This window comes from Pseudotabrizicola algicola (genome assembly GCF_010915705.1).
Taxonomy (GTDB): domain Bacteria; phylum Pseudomonadota; class Alphaproteobacteria; order Rhodobacterales; family Rhodobacteraceae; genus Pseudotabrizicola; species Pseudotabrizicola algicola.
Window position 1 is genome coordinate 1 of sequence record NZ_JAAIKE010000004.1, and the last position, 15694, is coordinate 15694.

Here is a 15694-nt window from a genome sequence, read left to right on the forward strand (position 1 = left end):
CGGCATGATCCCCGCGCCGATGATATTGTTGACCAGCACCGCGACCGCCTTCGCCGCATGCGGGTTGTTACGGACCAGATCACGCATCCGGTCGCGAAGCAGAGCCCCCGCGACGCCGATCTCGGTGTCAGCCGAGGATCCTGGCGCGCGCCAGCCGTCCGTCCGTCGCCCTTTCGCGGCCCCGTCATAGCCGCGCGTCAGGGTCTCGAAGGCCTGACGGGCCAGCACGCGCCTGGCGGCGGCCCGAGGGGCGACGGAGGCAATTGCACTGTCGAACCAGTTTGCCGACATCAGCGATCTCCGCGGCTGAAGCCAGCCAGTCCGGCCACCGGCAGTGGCCGGGTGGTGCCCGCAATGGCGCGCTCGATGGTGCGGATGCGGGCGAGCAGATCCTCGGCCGAGCCGTAATCCACCGACTTGCCGTCATAGCTGACCCGTGTCGTGCCGCTGGCATAGGCCCGGCGCAGCGCCGAGAGTTCGGTTTCTGTCCAGTCTGTCATGTTCAAAACCATCCTTCGCGCCGCGCGAGCCAGTCGGAGCGGCGCTTGCCCTGTGGAGCCTGTCCGGGCCGGTGAATTTGACCGGCGGGATCGGTGTCACCGTAAGGTGCAGACCCGAGCTGATCCTCGAGGTCGCGCCATTTCTCGTCAGGCCAACGGTCCGCGCCCGCGATCCAGGCGGCGGCGCGGGCATAGACTCGGCAATCCAGCGCCTCGTTGCGCTCGCGCAGCTTCTGCCATTCCAGCCGGGCGAAGCCGCGCTTCGTGCGCACCGTCACCAGCTGTTCGGCCACGAACTGCTTCAGCCATTCGTTCTCGACCCAGTGCGGTAGGTGCACCGAGCCGGGCGGGAATGCCGCCCCGTCGGCCATCTCCTCCTCGGTCGGCCGCGCCAGCCGCAGGAAGCGGTAGGTCTCGGCCTTGAAGGTCGAGACCGCCACCGTCCAAAGCCGCGCGCCACGCCGCAGGCGTTTGCCGCCCTCGGTCGCGTCGACGAAGGTCGGGCCCGACACCGGGCTCGAGCGGTTGAACCCCTCGACACCCTTCACCGGCGACACCTGCGCAGCGCCTTGCGCCCGCGACCAGGAATAGACCGCCGGGGCCTCGTAGCCAGTGTCGATGGCGAGCCGCGCGATCCTGAGATGCGCGCCGCGCTCATGCGGCCAGCTTCGGTCGAGCAGCGCGGTCAGCTCCGACCATGCGTCGTGCCGGTCCGGCCCGCCCTCGATCACGACGTGATCGACGAGCCAGCTTTCCAGCCCGCGGCCCCAGGCCCAGACATCGACCTCGATCCGGTCCTTCTGCACGTCAGCCCCAGCGGTCAGGAACAACCCGCCCGCGGGCACGATGCCCGGCTTCCAAGCCTCGCGGCGGTCGTAGAGCCGTTGCCAATCGGGGGCTTCCCCGGTCTCGACCCAAGTCTCACCGAGCGACGTATTGACGAAGGTCTTCATCGTCTCGTCCCCGCCGGAGCGAGCCGAGAGAAAGGCCCGCACCATCGCCTCCAGCCTGACCCATGGCGAGTAGATCTCGTTCAGGTGAAACCCCGCCACGCCCGCGAAGGGCTGCTCCGCCACCCAATGCCCTTTTGAGACCGCCGCCCAACGGGTCTCGTCCCGCCACGCCGCATCGCATTCCGCGCAGTGGTAGCGCGCGGTTTCGGGCCGGTGGTCGCCCTCGGGCCCCTTGCTCCAGCGCACCTGTGTCCAGGTCAGCACCTGTTCCGCCCCGCAATCCGGGCATGGCACCCAGAACCGGCGCTGATCGCTTTCCTCGAAGGCTGCCTCGATCCGGCTGGTGCCCTTGTTCGTGGGTGTCGAGACCAGCACGATCTTGCGGTTCCAGAAGGTCACCGTGCGTTTCCTGGCGAGATTGATCGGATCACCCTCGGCGCCCGCGCTGAACGGATAGCGGTCCACCTCGTCGCACAGCAGCAGGCGGATCGGGCGGCTGGCCAGACCCGAGGGTGCGTTCGCGCCCACGATGGTCAGGTGCCCGCCCGGAAACCGCTTGTGCAGGATCTTGTTGTTGCCGTCGCGCGAGCGCGGATCGGCAATCTTGCCCAACAGACAGGGCGTGTCGCGGGCCATCGGCGAGAAGCGGTCCTTCGACCAGGTTTCCGCGTCGCGCTCGGTCGGCATCACCACCATGATCGGCGCGGGATCCTGATCGATGTGATAGCCGCAGGCGTTGTTCAGCACCTCGGTCTTGCCGACCTGGGCGGAGGACATGATGACCACCGTCTCGGTCGAGGCGTCCGAGATCGCCTCCATGATCCCGCGCTGATATTCGGCCCGGCTCGTGCGCCATTGCCCGGGTTCGGCGCTGGCCTCAGAGCTCAGCCGTCGGTTCTCGTCCGCCCAATCACTGATCGTCAGTTCCGGCGGCGGGCGCAGCACCTTCAGCGCCGTCTCCACCGTCCGCTTCAGGATCGGGGAGCCCGTCAATGTCAGCGCTGGCTTCGAGTTGGACATCTGGCTGCGCGAGATCATCGAGCACCTCGCGGATGGTCATTCGGATCAGATTCCGGGTGTCTCCGACGGTTGATTGTTCAAAAACCTGCGGCGCCAGCCGGTCCGGCAGCGCGAGCAGACGGGTCCGCAAAAGCGCCAGAACGGCGATCCAGGCGGCCTCGATCTGCTCGGCCGCGATCAGCGCGCCGCGCTTTTCTTCGGCCTCCATCTCGGCGAGATCAGCCCGCGCCCGAATGAAGCGCGCCCGCTCGGCCGCATAATCCGGCGCACCGGCCTGCGCCTTCGTGGCCTGATCGCGCAGGTAGCGGACATAGCCGCGCACCGAGCCGATCAGATCGTACTGGCCGCGCTCGGCCTTCGGAATCACACCCTCGCGGCTCAGCTGCTGGACCCGGCGCTCGGATAGATCGAGGAGCCGCGCGATCACGCCGATGGGTTGCGTGGCTGACGACATGAGATGATCCGCGCGCTCCGATTAAAGCCATGTAATTGCTGCGATTATACTGGATGGTGAGCCCCGGCAGAGCGAAGCTGATCCTGCGAAAACGATGCACCCCACGGAGCCTGCCATGACCCTCGCCGAACGCTACAACCTTGAAGCCGCCCGCCTGCTTCCGCACATGGCCGCCGACCTTCAGGTCGATCCCGCCATCACCCGCGCGACCGAGATCGACGAGATCGTCTTCCGGCGCGGCGAGTTTCTGGGCGGCATGGCCTGCGCGATCCTCGCGATGATCGAGCAGAAGAACTGAGGGGGCAGGATGATGACCGACCGCCACCAACTCCGCGCCGAAAAGGCCCGCAGGAACCAAGAAGCCGCGCTGGCGGCTTTCATTGAAAAGAAGGCCGAGATCGACACGATGCTCGTCCGCCTGCAGAGGCTGAGTGATGACCACTTCGACGCCCATCCCGACGAGATCAACTGGGGCCACGTCGGTACCCTCGAACACTACGCGAGCCTGTTGAAGCGCATCACCGACAGCGCGTTCGGCGAAGGCGAATTTGCAGACTGACCTCCGGAATCTCCGGACCTCTGCCGCGCGCGGGCGCGGCTCGGGGTCGTAGAAGGGATCGCGACGGACGCGACCCGAATACGGAGACGCCCCCATGACCCAGCTTTCCGACAACCAAGCCATCATCCTCAGCGCCGCCGCCCAGCGGCCCGAGCACATCGCCCTGCCGCTGCCCGAGAGCCTGCGGGGTGGCGCCGCCGCCAAGGTGGTTGGCACGATGCTCGCGAAGGGCTTGCTCGAAGAGGCCGAGGCGGACATGCGCAAGGGCGAACCCGTCTGGCGCGAGACCGGCGACGGGCACGGCGTCACGCTGGTTGCCACCGACGCAGGCCTTGCCGCCATCGGCATCGAGCCGAACACCTCGGCTGCCCTCGAACCCGCGCCCAAGACGCGCACGCCGCGCGAGGGCACCAAGCAGGCCACTCTGATCGCAATGCTGCGCGCGCCGGACGGCGCGACCATCGAGGAGATCATGGCCGCGACGGGCTGGCAGTCGCACACGGTGCGCGGCGCGATGGCCGGGGCGCTGAAGAAGAAACTCGGTCTCGAGGTGACTTCCGAGAAGGTCGAGGATCGGGGGCGCGTGTACAAACTCCCTGCCGCCTGACGCAACGACCCCGACAAGTCGATGGCCGCCGTCCCGCCGGGGCGGCGGTCAATCATTTGGCGCTCCGCATCCGGATCGCCTCGAACACCCTCCGCAGGGCGAAGGACCGCGCGATGCTGACCACGGTGAAGACCACGCCCATCTTCAGGTTCTGCGCCAGCGTCGTGTGCAGGCCGAAGATCGGGAAGATCAGAATCTGCGTCACGACCGCAACGCCGTAGCCCGTTCACCGGCGTGTTCGCGAGGCTCGTCGCCCCGTCCTTGTGATCCCGCGCCGTCGGCGTCATCCACATCTGGCTGGCATGGGTCAGATCGGCCGTCTTGCGATTGCCGGCACTCGGCTTGTTTCCGTCCGTTGCCATTGGCGTCGGCCAATCCCGCGCCATGCCGTCGAGACACTTCTCGTCGCGCCTGTCGCCACCCCGGCTGCGAAAGCTGTCGGTCTGCGGCGTCGGCCACATTGCAGCCGTCGTCGCCAGATTCATCCCGTGCTGGCCCGCTGCCTGCGAGGGCGTCGGCTTCGTCTGCCGGTTCTCGTTGGCGCTGGCCCTCGGCGTCGGCCACAGGCGCAGCAATTCCGTCCGGTTCCCGCCACTCGACCGGGTGCCAGAGCAGGCGCGCGGGGTCGGCCAGCTCGTCCTCCTCTCGGATGGCGAGGATGAAGAGCCGTTCGCGCTTGTGGGGCGCGCCGACTTCCGCCGCCGTGAAGAGGCCTGCCGCAAGGCGGTAGCCCATGCCGACCAGTCCGCTGGCGACTTCGGGGAAGCCGAGGCGGAGATGATGGGCGACATTCTCGAGGAAGACAAAGGGTGGCTCGACCTCGCTGATGATGCGGGCGACATGCGGCCAGAGGTGGCGCGGGTCGTCCGTGCCCCGGCGCTTGCCCGCGACGGAGAACGGCTGGCACGGATAGCCCGCAGTGACGATGTCCACCGCGCCGCGCCACGGGCGGCCGTTGAAGGTGGCAACGTCGTCCCAGACAGGCGCATGATCCAGGGCCGCGTCTTCCATCCGCGCCACGAGAGTGGCTGCGGCATAGGTTTCCCGTTCGACATGGCCCACAGTTCGATATCCGGGCAAGGCGATGGTGAGCCCGAGATCGATGCCACCGGCGCCGGAGCAGAGCGAGAGGCCGAAGAGGCATGCGTCGCCTGTTCCGTCAGGCAGGCCTGCGGAAGGTAAAGCCAGGTCATCCATTCCTCAGCGGTCTTTGGTCTTGAGGTCGTCGTAGGCCGTTCCATCCCCGTCGAGGACGGCCTGTTTCCCGGTGAATTTCTGCCAGCGCTGGACGGCCACATCGACATACGCCGGGTTCAGCTCGATACCGAGGCAGACGCGGCCCGTGGTCTCGGCCGCGATCAACGTGGTGCCCGATCCCATGAAGGGCTCGTAGATCGCTTGACCCGGGCTCGAGTTGTTGAGGATCGGCCGACGCATGCATTCCACAGGCTTCTGGGTGCCGTGGACGGTCTTTTCGTCCTGATCCTTGCGCGAGATATGCCAGAGCGTTGTCTGCTTGCGGTCGCCCGCCCAATGGCCCTTGCCGGACTTGCGCACCGCGTACCAGGCAGGCTCGTGCTGCCAGTGATAATCGCCCCGGCTCAGCACCAGCCGCTCCTTGGCCCAGATGATCTGGGACCGGATGGCGAAGCCCGCGACCTCGAGGCTTTCCGCCACGGTCGCCGCATGCAGCGCGCCGTGCCAGACATAGGCGACATCGCCGGGGAACAGCGCCCAGGCCTCGCGCCAGTCGGCGCGATCATCGTTCAGCACCTTGCCGGTGCGCTTCGTCTTGGCCGCCCCCGCCTGGTTGCGCCAGCCCGGGTCGTATTCCACGCCGTAGGGCGGATCGGTGACCATCAGCAGCGGCTTCACCGGGCCGAGCAGCCGCTCGACATCTGTGGCGACCGTGCTGTCGCCACAGAGAAGCCGGTGGTGCCCGAGCAGCCAGAGATCGCCGGGACGGCTGATCGGCTCCTCCGGTGTTTCTGGGATCTCGTCTTCGCCCTCCTGCGGACCGGTGCCCGCATCGAGGCTCGACAGCAGCGCGTTCACCTCGTCCTCGGTGAAGCCGGTCAGGCCAAGGTCGAAATCCGCCTCCAGCAGGTCCGCCAGTTCGAGGTTCAAGAGGTCCTTGTCCCATTCGGCATTCTCGCCGGAACGGTTGTCCATGATCCGAAAAGCGCGCGCCTGGGACGCGGTCAGCCCCTTGGCGACATGCACCGGCGCGGTCTTGAAGCCGAGCTTGCGCGCAGCCTCCAGCCTTGTGTGCCCGGCGAGCACGACCATCGCCTCGTCCACCACGATGGGCTGACGCCAGCCGAACTCCTGGATCGAGGCCGCGACCGTGGCGATGGCCTGCTCGTTGCGCCGGGGATTGCGCGCATAGGGAATGATCTGCTCGAGCGGCAGGTCGACGACGTCCATGGGAATGTCCTTGGGGTGCCGGGCGGCGAAATGGGGGCGTGAACCGAAATGCCCCCGCGGAGCCGTTTCGGTTCAGGAATGTGGTTTCCGGCGGTCAGACCCTGTGCTCGTTGCCGCGTGGGACCAGGCGAAACGAAACGGGTGTTTTCAGGGGCGTCACTAGGAAACCCTCGCGCTTCGCCCGCCCGCATAGGGTGGACGCCGGGAAGGACCCGCCGATTTCAAGGAAATGCGCATCGCTGCGGCCCTGCTGTCGCCGGTCCGCGCGAACGGAAACGGGGAGAGCCGTCTTCCGACGCACTCTCCCCATCATATCCTTCAGATAGCACGGATATGTTGCAGCTGTCGAAGACCAAAGTGTTGCAACACTTCATGCTCGCGCAGCATTCAGCCGCGCGGCGATCTTGGTGAGCGCGAGCTTGTGCTGGCGCCATGCGGTGCTGCGGTCGACGCCCAGCTCATGGGTGATCTGCTTCCACGGCCGCCGGGCAGCGCGCCACCAGATCAGGCGGCGCTCGCTCTCGCCGAGCCAGAGCACCCAATCGAAGGTCTGCTCGAGCCGCGAGATCGCGGCGGCCGAGGGCCAGACCCGCATCGGTTCGGGCTCCATGGCGAGGATCTCGCGTTCGGTGCGGATGACTTGCGGCCAGGCGTTGAAATAGCCCTGCACCTTCACCGGCGGCAGCTTGCGCAGGGTGCGGAAGGCCTCCTCGAAATGATCGGCGACGTCCTCGGCGGTCCAGATGTGCTCAGCCATGGCGCAGATCCTCGGCCGGGCGCGGACCATAAAGCCGCGTGCCCAGCTGCTCGACGAGTTCGCGCTCGGGCCAGGTCAGACGCTGGTCATCCACGCTGACGGCTAGCAGGCCCTGTTCGCGCCAGCCGTCGCGCTTCACCTCATCAGGCGACCGGCGCTGGCCGCCATAGCCCTTGGGGTGGAACCTCATGCCGCACCTCCCCGGGCGTCGAGCGCCCAGAACAGGATGGCGATGGCATCGGCCTCGTTGTCGTCTTCGGGGCTGAAGCCTTTCGCGCGGGCCGCATCGATCATGGCTTGCTTGGGCGCGTTGCCCTTGCCAGTGGCATGGCGCTTGATCGTGCCCACCGGCACGCCCTCGTAGGGGATGCCCCGCAACTCGCCCCAGCTGGTGAGCGAGGCCATCAGCCCGCCATAGACATGGGCCGCATCGGTTCCGGCGTGGCGGCGGACCTCCTCGAACCAGATCACGGCGATGGGCCCCGACAGTCGGTCCAGTTCGGTCAGCCAGTTGGTGAAGCGCAGATAGCGCATGCCACCGCCGTCATAGCGCCCAGGCTGAAAACTGGCGGTGCCGCTGGTGATCAGCCCGTCGTGGCTGCGCAAGGCCCAGCCGGTGGTGGTGCCGAGATCAAGCGCCAGGATGCAGCGCGGGTGTTCGTTGGATTGGGTCATGAGAGACCTCCTCTTCGCGTTTGTGAGCGAGGCGAGCGGGCTGGCCGGTGAAGGCTGCGGTCTCGCCAGGCCCCGAAGGGTGGTCTGGTCAGTTCATGGGCTGGGCGGGTGTGCCGCCTGGCAAATCCTTCAGAACCTTCAGAGGGGCGTCTTGAAAGATTTTCGCCCCTAAGTGGTTGTCCTGTATATGTAATATATAATTCTTCAATTATTCAATATTTCAATGGGCATCTCTCTCCCAATATTAGACCACGCGTGCACGCGTATAAGGGAAAGGAGTCCTCTTGAAAGATTGAAGGATTTGAAGGATCCGGTTTTTCCCTTTTGTTTCTGCTGCTTGTCGGTAGTTCGGCTTCATGGGCAGTTTCAGGCGGATTGAAGGATCTCCGGTCACCCGCCCCACCGCGCCATCCGGTAGACCATGGCCTGCTTGGTCGAGGAGCCGCGCATGCCCGTCGTGATGTCGCCGCTCTCGATCAGCGTCAGCAGGATTTCGTCGCGGTCGCGCGATTTCAGCCATTGGGAGGCGCGGGTGATCTCGGATTTGGTGATCCCCTTGGGCCCGGCGGCGCGGACGATCTCCTTCAGGCGCTTCAGATGCGCCTCGGTCTCGGTATCCGCCACATGGCGCTCGACCGCTTCCATGGTGCGCCGCGCGTAATGGCGCACGAAGCCGATGGCCCAGTCCGCTGCGGTAATGTCGATCTCGGGGCGCACCGGGTCGCGCCCGACAGCGACGATCAGCGCCAGCTTCAACGCATTCTCCCCGATGCGGGCGAGAATGGCGGTGAAGGCCGTCCCGGCCGCTGCCCGTAGCTCCTCGGTCAGGGCGTCGCTGAGCTCGGCAAACCTTGCCCTTGCCGCGTCCGACATCGGCACGGTCATCGGGTTCACGGCGGTATTCTGATCGGCGGTCTTGCCGGTCAGGTTGCCCTTCACGGCCCCGCCGCCGTTCGCGACCAGCTGGAGCGCATGGATCAGCGCGAGCGGGGCCTGCCGGATGCCGACCGCGAGGTTCTCGTCCGGATAGTCCTCATCGCTCGGCAGGATCAGAAAGCGCGCGAGCGAGCCGTCGACCACATTCGCGCCCTGCAGCGCGCCCCAGAAATGCAAGGGCGTCGTGGTGCCATAGACGCAAAGGCAGGGCTGGTTGATGTCGCGCCGTTCATTGGTGCCGTCGCGGTTCGCATATTCCGCCCCGAGGAAGATCCCGCCCGCCGCCGTAAACAGCTCGGTCATGTTGTCGAGGATCTCGGTGATGTGGCGCGGGCTGCGCTTGCGGTCGGCGGCGGCCGACAGGAACATCCCGAATTCGTCGATCTGGAACAGGATCGCCGGCTGGCGGTGGAGCGCGGTCAGGAGCCCCGCGCCAGAGGCGATCTTGTTGCCGCCGAGATGGTGGGCGAGACCCGCCTCAAAGAAGACCTCGTTGATGATCTCGCGGGCGTGGTTCTTGCCCGAGCCGCTGTCCGCGATCCCCACGACATAGAGGTTCGAGCGCAGGTTGCTGGTCGTGCGGTACCGCCGCCCCATCAGCGCGCCAATGGCGCAGAGGCTGGCCCCGAGCGACAGAAGCGGCTGTGGCCTGCGCGCGGTGGCCAGCATGTAGCCGGTCAGATCGCCCACGAGGCCATCGGGGATGGTCAGGCTGAAGGTTGGATTTTCCGGGCCGGTGACGGTCGGTGCGCTCCCCTCCAATCGGGCCAGCAGATCGGCGGCCGGATGTGGGCCGTCCTGATCGACGCTGCCATCGAGGCGCAAGGCGGCATCGGGCTGCCAGCCGCGTTCCATGGCGAGGTGATAGATCGTGCCCGCGCCGATCCGGTCGGGCTTGAAGCTCGCCCAAGCGCGGGCCGTGGTCGCGGGCACGTCCTTGGCCGCCTGGGCCGACCAGGTGGCAAAGACCTCGCCGCCTTCATCGCCAAGCGCGCCTTTCAGCGCCATGCCGATGCGCATCCAGCTGTCGTAATCGAGCTCGTCATTCGGCAGCCAGTCGAGCGCCGACCGGATGGCGGGCAAGGTGCCGATCTGCCCGTGGTTGCGCAGCAGTGTGGCCGGTGTTGCCGATCGCAGCCCGCGCTGGCGCAGGGCCTCGGGTAGCATCGCATAGGCTTCATCCAGAAAGGCCGTCGCCGCTTCCGCCGTGATTTCGGGAAGGTCGCTGATATCGAGATCGGCCAGCCCCTCGTCGGGCCAGACATAGGGCGCGCCGGTGTCGGGGTGGTCGGCATAAGCCAGAAACTGCTGCCCGAGGCAGAGCACCTCGAGCGGATGGCGTTTGATGCCCCGAAACGGTGCGGCCGTGCGATAGACCAGCATGCGCTTCGGGGCGCGGCCGATGCGCAGCGCGGGCGTGTCGCCGAGGCGCGCCCGGGCCAATGCCTCGATCTGCAATGCCAGTTCGGCGTCCGCCGCGATGTCGATGTCGACCGCCGCCACCGCACCTCCGACGATGCCGATGCCGCAATCGGGCCAGGCAGCCCAGGTCGCGACCTCGACCTCCGTGGTCGGGCGTTCGGCATGGCGGTTCCATTCCCGGTAATCGGCCCAGCCCCCGCGCTGGAACCGGCCGGGCTTCTTGGTGCCCGGGCCGATCGGCAGGATGGCATAGCCATTGGTGACGAGCCGCGCGCCGAAGCGCGCCATCCAGGACGTGTCGGCCATCAGAACGGCACCTCCGGCGCCATCGCGTCGAGCCGGTTGCGATCCTTCGCCGCCAGCGCGCGCAGGTGGTCGCAATAGCCGGTGACGACGGCATCGAGAAACCGGGCCCATTCCTCCTCGGACAGGGTCGCCAGATCGGACTTGCCGATGGCTTCCAGATATTCGCCGCCCATCTGGCCGCCAAAGGCCATGGCCTCGGTCTCGTTCGGGGTGGGATCGATCATGCCCTTCCTCCCATGGCAGAGGTCCTGGCAGGCACGGCTGCAGAGCCGCTTGCGGCTGGCGTCACGCCGCGGGTCGGTGCGGCGGAACCCCGGTTCGAACCAGCCAAACCCGCGAGGTTCTCGGTGGCAGACGGCGCAGAGGCCGGGGTCGGATGGGCGCATGGGGCGAACCTGTAACCGGAGATCTCAAGATAGCGGCCCGAGGGGCGGACCGAGATGTCGCTGGGGCGCGCAAGGCGGCTCGTCTGCGCGAGGGCCTCGGCCACGCTCAACGGCACGGGGCAGCCGGGCGCGCGCTTGCGCCACCAATCGGCCGCCTTCTGGCGGGCATAGCCCTGATGCTCGAGGCAGACCCATTCGCTGTAGGTGGCAAGGCCGCTACTATAGGTCACCTTGAGCGACGGACGGCCGCCAGCCTTGTCGTGGCGGCTATAGGAAACGCCCGTGACCGGAAGCCATTGCTGCTTCGGCGAAAGCACCGGCAGCGTAGCGGCCGTCGGCGCGATCTTCACCTCGCGCGCCGGGAAGACATAGCCGCAATCCGGGCATTCCGTCGCCGATAGCGCGATGATGCTGTCACAGTCCGGGCAGACCTTGGTCGGGGCCTCACCCCCGCCGCCGTCACCGGGGCGCTTGGGCCGCACCAGATCGATCGGCCCGTGGCGGCGGACATTGCCGGCGAAGTCCAGCACCAGGCAATTCTCCTTGCCCGGCGCGAGGCGGGTGCCGCGCCCGACCATCTGCACATAGAGCCCGGCCGATTGCGTGGGACGCAGCAGCGCGATCAGGTCGACACCGGGCGCGTTGAAGCCGGTGGTCAGCACGCCCATCGAGGCCAGCGCGCGGATTTCGCCGCGCTTGAAGGCGGCAAGGATCGCATCGCGCTCGTCCTTCGGCGTGTCGCCGAATATCGTGCGGCAGCTGATGCCCTGGCGGCCGAATTCCTCGGCCACATGGCGCGCATGCTCGACGCCCGAGCAAAAGGCCAGCCAGGATTTCCGGTCGCGGCCATGCGCGATGATCTCGGTCACGGCCGCGCGGGTGATGGCGTCCTGATCGACTGCCGCCGCCAGATCGCGCGCAATGAAATCGCCCGCGCGGGTGCCCACCTTCGAGACGTCGAGCCGGGTGGCGGGCTGTTTCGAGACCAGAGGGCTCAGATACCCCGCATCGATCAGCTCGCGGACCGGGGCCTCGTAGGCGATGTCGGTGAAGAGCGCATTCTGCCCCTCATGCAGCATCCCGCAGTCGAGCCGGAACGGCGTGGCGGTCAGCCCGATCACCTTGAGCGCCGGGTTGATCGCCTTCAGCGCGTCGAGGAAGCGCCGATACATCGTGCTCGACTTGCCGGGGATCAGATGCGCCTCGTCGATCAGCACCAGATCGGTATGGCCGATCTCGGCTGCGCGGCGGTGGATCGACTGGATACCGGCGAAGAGGATCCGCGCCTGCGCCTCGCGCTTGCCGAGGCCCGCCGAATAGATGCCCGTCGGGGCCTCGGGCCAGAGGCCGATCATCTCCGCATGGTTCTGGGCGATCAGCTCGCGGACATGGGTCACGATCAGGATGCGCTGATCGGGCCAGGCCTTCAGCACGCCCTCGATGAAGGACGCCATGACGAGCGACTTGCCGCCCGCGGTCGGAATGACCACCAGCGGATTGCCGGTGTGGGTCTGGAAATAGCCGTAGATCGCGGTGATCGCGGCCTGTTGATAGGGGCGCAGGGTCAGCATGGCGCGGCCTCCGGGGAACGGGCGTCATTGGTCCAGGTCGAGCCATCGGCCATGCGGTAGGTGACGACATCGTCGCCCGCATCGATGACCTCGCCCGGGATGAGATCGGGGATGAAGAGATGGCGGCCGCAGGCGGCGCGTTGCTCGGCAGGCGCCGGCATCCGGTCGTGTCGCGCGCAGTGCCAACCGCCATCGACCGGCGTCGCATGCAGGCAAGACCGGCAGGTCACCGCGGCACCACCGCCGTCATGGCAGGCGGCATGGTGATCGCAGAATCGGCATTCGAACCAGGCCGGATCCTCGCTGATCCGCGCGGGCGGATGCTGGGCGAAGATGATGCGCCCGGCCTTTTCCAGAAGACGCTCGGCCATGGCGCGGTCCGCCTCGATCCGCTCGACATGCAGCGCGTCGGTGTCTTTGCAGACCGCGACGTAGAGGGCGCGCGTGATGCCCGTCAGGTACATGTAGATCTGCATCTGCGCGGCATGCTGGGGCTTCGCTAGAACGACGCCCTTCGCGACCAACTCATTGAAGCTCTTGACCGAGTGGGTCTTGAACTCCAGCACATGCCAGGACTTCGGCGCCTCCAGGAGACCAAGGGCCACGCCGTCCAGCGAGCCGCCGAAATGGCCGCCATGGGCTTCGACCCGGAACTGACGTCCGGTCTCGGGATCGACCTCGAGCACGGTCGCCCCGGTGGCACGCAGGTTGCGCACGAGCCGGTCCTCTTCCTGTTGACCCGTCTCGAAGAGGCGCAGAAGGCGGCCAGAATGGCGCGCGGGCGTGACCCAGCGGAAATCGTACCAGAGCGCCCGGGCACAGGATTTGCCGATGATCGACGCCCCGAGGTGATCGCGGAAGCCATCGCCCTGGCGGGCTTCGTAATCGGCATAGATCGCCGTCAGCGTCGGCGTGGGGGCTTCGGGAAGTTCTGCCATTACAGACCCTCCCGTTCAGTGCGGGCCTGCGCCTCGGCCAGAATGCCATCCCAGGTCTCGGGGTCATGGCGTTCGCGCAGGATGCCGATCAGGGCGTCCTTGAGCTTTTCGCGACGACGGCGACCGGTGCCTTGGGCGAGCAGTTCAGCGCGCTCGCGGCACAGGTGGCGGAGCGCCGTGCGGGCCCGGTGGAACCAGTCCGGATCTATGGGCTTCTGGCCGCGCTGGCGGGCCAGATCGGCCGTCGCGATCTGCGTGCGGATCTTGGCGATGGCATCGTCGAGCTCGATCAATCGGCGCTGATCATCAGGCAAGCCGGGGCTGTTCACGGCCACGGGGGCCGCGTTGGTCATGTCAGTCATGGGAGTTTCCTTAGATGGGGTTGCGCGCTGCCCCGTCAGTCAGGGCGCAGGGCAGCGCGAAGGCTCAGCCCTTCTTGTTCCAGGGCGCGGAGGCCATTTTCGGCGGCACCGAAGAGCCGGCCGGATCGGGCGCGGGCTTCGCCGGACGGGCGGCCGGGGCCGAACCACGCTCAGGCGGCAGGTAGGCAATCGCGTTGCTCTCGCCGTAGCCGTTCTTCGGCGGCCGGATCTTCACCTGGATCGTCATCGGGATCAGGTGCAGCTCTTCGCTGTCGCTGACATGCATCCGGCCCGTGGCGTGGCAGATCGCCGAGAGCGTGCGCTGCGCGATCTCCACCGTGGTCGGGTTCGGGTTCACCAGGTTCAGCTGGTCGAAGATCTTCCGGCCCTTGTGCTCGCCCTCGAGGATGTCGAGCATCAGCCAGAGAAACTGGCCCATGCCGTTCTTCGTGACGCGCATCTCGCTCTCGACGATCTGGGCGCGGTATTTGCCTGCGGGCAACAGCTCGTAGGCGGTGGTGGGCTCGACGCTGGTGGCGTCGAAGGACGTGTCGAAACGTGCCATGGTCTTGTCCTTGTTCAGTTCATTGGGATTGGGGCATGGCCGCGAGGAACTCCGACCACATCAGCGGCAGTGTGTCCGGCAGGCCGTAACGGTTCTTGGCAAGGAAGGCGGGGCGCTCTTCGGTGTGCATGACGCGCGCACCCGACCCGAGCGCCCGGGTCACCTTCTTGTTGAAGCCGACATCGGATTTCGCGACCGAGATCTGATAGTTGGCGAAGAGCACCACGTCCGAATGCTCCTGCAGCAGCGCCGAGGCGCGGGTCTGCAGCTTGATCACATAGCGGTCGTAGGGCTCGTGCTCGGGGCTGTCGAAGCGCTTGATGTCGGTATGGGCGATCTGGATGACCACCATGCCTTTGCGGTCGCGAAGCGCGTTGAGCCGGTCGAGATATTCACGCCAGATAGTCAGCGCCTCGGCATAGCCCTTGCCGAACCCCGGCGCCTCGATCGAGGCCCAGCCGTTGCGCTTGCAGGCCTCGGTCCAGATCAGCGGCTCCAGCCAGTCGACGCTGTCGACGACGACCGTACCGAAATCGTGGTCTTCGTTCAGCAGCGCATCAAGCGCCTCGGCCACCTCCGCATAGCTGGTGGCGAGCGGGAAATGCGGCACCTGCAGCTTGCCCAGGCCATCCTCGGTCATGAGGAAGACGGGCCGGTCGGCATCGGCTGCGAAGGTGGATTTGCCCACCCCGGCCACGCCGTGGATCAGGATGCGCGGCGGGGTCAGCACCGAGGTCGTGCGCAGGGACGCGAGCGAAATGGCCATCAGCGCATCTCCTCGTTCAGCACGAGGCGGAACTTGGGCTTGCCGGTGCGGACCGTGCGCGCGGGCTCGAAGCCCTTGCGCCAGCTTTCCGGCAATGCGCCATATTTGCGTTCGGAGACCGACAGCTTGGTTTCGATGAATTCCGCCGGGTCCTCGCCCGCCGAGGCGATATTTTCAGCGATCTGCGCCAGCAACGCCTGATCCCAGTCGATGCGCTTGGGCAGTTCGGCGATCACGGTGACGCCGTCATCCTCGAACCGGATCGTGCCGGTGTCCTTGCCCGCCTCCTGGCGGGTGTCCTGGGCGCGGCCGGCGTATTTGAGGGAGATGGCCCCGTCGAGCCAGTCCGCGACCGACTTCGCCTGCGTCAGTTGCTCCTCCGCCGCGCCTTTCAGCAGCGCAAGCTGATCGGCGGGCAGCGCCGCGATCTGGCCCACGGGCATGCGGTGGATATCGGCCAGGGTGATGTGGTTGGAGATCGTCATGTTCC

General features: G+C 66.9%; 21 protein-coding genes. 3 read left to right on the top strand and 18 right to left on the bottom strand.

Features of this window, described 5'->3' with window-relative positions; genetic code table 11:
* From G3572_RS13050 to G3572_RS22120, 4 genes are all read right to left on the bottom strand, one after another.
* On the bottom strand, positions 1 to 291 hold a 291-nt coding region (locus G3572_RS13050; protein ID WP_164612584.1), incomplete at its 3' end, for a phage portal protein.
* Complete coding sequence (locus G3572_RS13055; RefSeq protein ID WP_028030714.1) at positions 291 to 500, bottom strand: phage head-tail joining protein; 210 nt, start codon at positions 498 to 500, stop codon at positions 291 to 293. The genes G3572_RS13050 and G3572_RS13055, both read right to left, overlap by 1 nt.
* 2 nt (positions 501 to 502) lie before the next feature.
* Complete coding sequence (locus tag G3572_RS13060) at positions 503 to 2473, bottom strand: phage terminase large subunit family protein (RefSeq protein ID WP_164613176.1); 1971 nt, start codon at positions 2471 to 2473, stop codon at positions 503 to 505.
* Positions 2364 to 2927: a terminase small subunit, Nu1 gene (locus G3572_RS22120; protein ID WP_113900013.1), complete on the bottom strand. Its 564-nt coding sequence runs from the start codon at positions 2925 to 2927 to the stop codon at positions 2364 to 2366. The genes G3572_RS13060 and G3572_RS22120 overlap by 110 nt, the downstream gene beginning before the upstream one ends.
* A 115-nt stretch (positions 2928 to 3042) precedes the next feature.
* Between G3572_RS22120 and G3572_RS13070 the strand changes: the two genes are divergently transcribed.
* The 3 genes from G3572_RS13070 (at position 3043) to G3572_RS13080 (ending at position 4093) form a co-directional block, all read left to right on the top strand.
* Complete coding sequence (locus G3572_RS13070; RefSeq protein WP_043869402.1) at positions 3043 to 3225, top strand: hypothetical protein; 183 nt, start codon at positions 3043 to 3045, stop codon at positions 3223 to 3225.
* Between the two features lie 12 nt (positions 3226 to 3237).
* A complete protein-coding gene (locus G3572_RS13075; RefSeq protein ID WP_425274253.1) occupies positions 3238 to 3486 on the top strand; it encodes a hypothetical protein in 249 nt (82 codons plus the stop codon).
* A gap of 94 nt (positions 3487 to 3580) precedes the next feature.
* The gene (locus tag G3572_RS13080; protein ID WP_164612586.1) at positions 3581 to 4093 is read left to right on the top strand and encodes a DUF3489 domain-containing protein; all 513 of its coding nucleotides are present in this window, start codon (positions 3581 to 3583) and stop codon (positions 4091 to 4093) included.
* Between the two features lie 52 nt (positions 4094 to 4145).
* On the opposite strand, the gene G3572_RS21880 is transcribed toward G3572_RS13080, so the two are convergent.
* From G3572_RS21880 to G3572_RS13145, 14 genes are all read right to left on the bottom strand, one after another.
* Positions 4146 to 4298: a DUF7220 family protein gene (locus tag G3572_RS21880; protein ID WP_205518721.1), complete on the bottom strand. Its 153-nt coding sequence runs from the start codon at positions 4296 to 4298 to the stop codon at positions 4146 to 4148.
* On the bottom strand, positions 4295 to 5290 hold the full coding sequence (locus tag G3572_RS13085; RefSeq protein WP_164612588.1) for a DNA cytosine methyltransferase: 996 nt from the start codon (positions 5288 to 5290) through the stop codon (positions 4295 to 4297). Before G3572_RS13085 ends, G3572_RS21880 begins: the two co-directional genes overlap by 4 nt.
* A 3-nt stretch (positions 5291 to 5293) precedes the next feature.
* The gene (locus G3572_RS13090; protein WP_164612590.1) at positions 5294 to 6520 is read right to left on the bottom strand and encodes a DNA modification methylase; all 1227 of its coding nucleotides are present in this window, start codon (positions 6518 to 6520) and stop codon (positions 5294 to 5296) included.
* Between the two features lie 370 nt (positions 6521 to 6890).
* Positions 6891 to 7277, bottom strand: coding sequence for a DUF6362 family protein (locus G3572_RS13095; protein ID WP_126156057.1), 387 nt, complete (start codon positions 7275 to 7277; stop codon positions 6891 to 6893).
* The gene (locus G3572_RS13100) at positions 7270 to 7467 is read right to left on the bottom strand and encodes a hypothetical protein (RefSeq protein WP_119896258.1); all 198 of its coding nucleotides are present in this window, start codon (positions 7465 to 7467) and stop codon (positions 7270 to 7272) included. The genes G3572_RS13095 and G3572_RS13100 overlap by 8 nt, the downstream gene beginning before the upstream one ends.
* Positions 7464 to 7952 carry a crossover junction endodeoxyribonuclease RuvC gene (locus tag G3572_RS13105; protein ID WP_164612592.1) on the bottom strand — a complete coding sequence of 163 codons (489 nt, stop codon included), beginning with the start codon at positions 7950 to 7952 and terminating at the stop codon, positions 7464 to 7466. The genes G3572_RS13100 and G3572_RS13105 overlap by 4 nt, the downstream gene beginning before the upstream one ends.
* Positions 7953 to 8342: 390 nt before the next feature.
* Positions 8343 to 10616 (bottom strand): PriCT-2 domain-containing protein, encoded by a 2274-nt coding sequence (locus G3572_RS13110; protein WP_164612594.1) that lies wholly within the window; start codon positions 10614 to 10616, stop codon positions 8343 to 8345.
* Complete coding sequence (locus tag G3572_RS13115; protein WP_164612596.1) at positions 10616 to 10840, bottom strand: DUF6511 domain-containing protein; 225 nt, start codon at positions 10838 to 10840, stop codon at positions 10616 to 10618. Before G3572_RS13115 ends, G3572_RS13110 begins: the two co-directional genes overlap by 1 nt.
* Positions 10837 to 12573: a DEAD/DEAH box helicase gene (locus G3572_RS13120; protein WP_164612598.1), complete on the bottom strand. Its 1737-nt coding sequence runs from the start codon at positions 12571 to 12573 to the stop codon at positions 10837 to 10839. The genes G3572_RS13115 and G3572_RS13120 overlap by 4 nt, the downstream gene beginning before the upstream one ends.
* Positions 12567 to 13511: a PD-(D/E)XK nuclease family protein gene (locus G3572_RS13125; RefSeq protein ID WP_164612600.1), complete on the bottom strand. Its 945-nt coding sequence runs from the start codon at positions 13509 to 13511 to the stop codon at positions 12567 to 12569. Before G3572_RS13125 ends, G3572_RS13120 begins: the two co-directional genes overlap by 7 nt.
* Positions 13511 to 13873 (bottom strand): hypothetical protein, encoded by a 363-nt coding sequence (locus G3572_RS13130; RefSeq protein WP_205518722.1) that lies wholly within the window; start codon positions 13871 to 13873, stop codon positions 13511 to 13513. Before G3572_RS13130 ends, G3572_RS13125 begins: the two co-directional genes overlap by 1 nt.
* A gap of 64 nt (positions 13874 to 13937) precedes the next feature.
* Positions 13938 to 14438, bottom strand: a complete 501-nt coding sequence (locus G3572_RS13135) for a DUF669 domain-containing protein (RefSeq protein ID WP_164612602.1) — start codon at positions 14436 to 14438, stop codon at positions 13938 to 13940.
* A 19-nt stretch (positions 14439 to 14457) separates the two neighbouring features.
* Positions 14458 to 15204, bottom strand: a complete 747-nt coding sequence (locus G3572_RS13140) for an ATP-binding protein (RefSeq protein WP_126156064.1) — start codon at positions 15202 to 15204, stop codon at positions 14458 to 14460.
* Positions 15204 to 15689: a hypothetical protein gene (locus G3572_RS13145; protein ID WP_164612604.1), complete on the bottom strand. Its 486-nt coding sequence runs from the start codon at positions 15687 to 15689 to the stop codon at positions 15204 to 15206. The genes G3572_RS13140 and G3572_RS13145 overlap by 1 nt, the downstream gene beginning before the upstream one ends.
* Positions 15690 to 15694 lie beyond the last annotated feature (5 nt).

Bases quoted from the DNA above. Each gene is read 5' to 3' on its own strand.
- G3572_RS13055 (WP_028030714.1), bottom strand. From the start codon at position 500: ATGACAGACTGGACAGAAACCGAACTCTCGGCGCTGCGCCGGGCCTAT.
- G3572_RS13060 (WP_164613176.1), bottom strand. From the start codon at position 2,473: ATGTCCAACTCGAAGCCAGCGCTGACATTGACGGGCTCCCCGATCCTG.
- G3572_RS22120 (WP_113900013.1), bottom strand. From the start codon at position 2,927: ATGTCGTCAGCCACGCAACCCATCGGCGTGATCGCGCGGCTCCTCGAT.
- G3572_RS13070 (WP_043869402.1), top strand. From the start codon at position 3,043: ATGACCCTCGCCGAACGCTACAACCTTGAAGCCGCCCGCCTGCTTCCG.
- G3572_RS13075 (WP_425274253.1), top strand. From the start codon at position 3,238: ATGACCGACCGCCACCAACTCCGCGCCGAAAAGGCCCGCAGGAACCAA.
- G3572_RS13080 (WP_164612586.1), top strand. From the start codon at position 3,581: ATGACCCAGCTTTCCGACAACCAAGCCATCATCCTCAGCGCCGCCGCC.
- G3572_RS13085 (WP_164612588.1), bottom strand. From the start codon at position 5,290: ATGGATGACCTGGCTTTACCTTCCGCAGGCCTGCCTGACGGAACAGGC.
- G3572_RS13090 (WP_164612590.1), bottom strand. From the start codon at position 6,520: ATGGACGTCGTCGACCTGCCGCTCGAGCAGATCATTCCCTATGCGCGC.
- G3572_RS13095 (WP_126156057.1), bottom strand. From the start codon at position 7,277: ATGGCTGAGCACATCTGGACCGCCGAGGACGTCGCCGATCATTTCGAG.
- G3572_RS13100 (WP_119896258.1), bottom strand. From the start codon at position 7,467: ATGAGGTTCCACCCCAAGGGCTATGGCGGCCAGCGCCGGTCGCCTGAT.
- G3572_RS13105 (WP_164612592.1), bottom strand. From the start codon at position 7,952: ATGACCCAATCCAACGAACACCCGCGCTGCATCCTGGCGCTTGATCTC.
- G3572_RS13110 (WP_164612594.1), bottom strand. From the start codon at position 10,616: ATGGCCGACACGTCCTGGATGGCGCGCTTCGGCGCGCGGCTCGTCACC.
- G3572_RS13115 (WP_164612596.1), bottom strand. From the start codon at position 10,840: ATGATCGATCCCACCCCGAACGAGACCGAGGCCATGGCCTTTGGCGGC.
- G3572_RS13120 (WP_164612598.1), bottom strand. From the start codon at position 12,573: ATGCTGACCCTGCGCCCCTATCAACAGGCCGCGATCACCGCGATCTAC.
- G3572_RS13125 (WP_164612600.1), bottom strand. From the start codon at position 13,511: ATGGCAGAACTTCCCGAAGCCCCCACGCCGACGCTGACGGCGATCTAT.
- G3572_RS13130 (WP_205518722.1), bottom strand. From the start codon at position 13,873: ATGACTGACATGACCAACGCGGCCCCCGTGGCCGTGAACAGCCCCGGC.
- G3572_RS13135 (WP_164612602.1), bottom strand. From the start codon at position 14,438: ATGGCACGTTTCGACACGTCCTTCGACGCCACCAGCGTCGAGCCCACC.
- G3572_RS13140 (WP_126156064.1), bottom strand. From the start codon at position 15,204: ATGGCCATTTCGCTCGCGTCCCTGCGCACGACCTCGGTGCTGACCCCG.
- G3572_RS13145 (WP_164612604.1), bottom strand. From the start codon at position 15,689: ATGACGATCTCCAACCACATCACCCTGGCCGATATCCACCGCATGCCC.